At 52.6% G+C, this 709-nt stretch carries 1 rRNA gene; it reads left to right on the forward strand.

What is annotated here, in order from left to right:
- Positions 1–709 (forward strand): 23S ribosomal RNA (locus HFD99_RS24840); the annotation flags it as partial.

Below are 709 nucleotides of genomic sequence, written 5' to 3' on the forward strand. Positions count from 1 at the left end.
GAGGGAAAGGTGAAAAGCACCCCGGAAGGGGAGTGAAATAGATCCTGAAACCGTGTGCTTACAAGAAGTCAGAGCCCAATCTATGGGTGATGGCGTGCCTTTTGTAGAATGAACCGGCGAGTTACGTTCCCGTGCAAGGTTAAGGTGAAGAGCTGAAGCCGCAGCGAAAGCGAGTCTGAATAGGGCGAATGAGTACGTGGACGTAGACCCGAAACCGGGTGATCTACCCCTGTCCAGGGTGAAGGTGCGGTAACACGCACTGGAGGCCCGAACCCACGCATGTTGAAAAATGCGGGGATGAGGTGGGGGTAGCGGAGAAATTCCAATCGAACCCGGAGATAGCTGGTTCTCCCCGAAATAGCTTTAGGGCTAGCCTCGGAAAAAAGAATCGTGGAGGTAGAGCACTGATTGGGTGCGGGGCCCGCAAGGGTTACCAAGCTCAGTCAAACTCCGAATGCCATAGATTTAGTTCCGGGAGTCAGACAGTGAGTGCTAAGATCCATTGTCGAAAGGGAAACAGCCCAGACCATCAGCTAAGGTCCCCAAGTGTGTGTTAAGTGGGAAAGGATGTGGAGTTGCACAGACAACCAGGATGTTGGCTTAGAAGCAGCCACCATTGAAAGAGTGCGTAATAGCTCACTGGTCGAGTGACTCTGCGCCGAAAATGTAACGGGGCTAAACACACCACCGAAGCTATGGCTTGATGCTT

The sequence above is a fragment of the Paenibacillus sp. EKM301P genome (assembly GCF_011800295.1).
Lineage (GTDB): Bacteria > Bacillota > Bacilli > Paenibacillales > Paenibacillaceae > Paenibacillus > Paenibacillus polymyxa.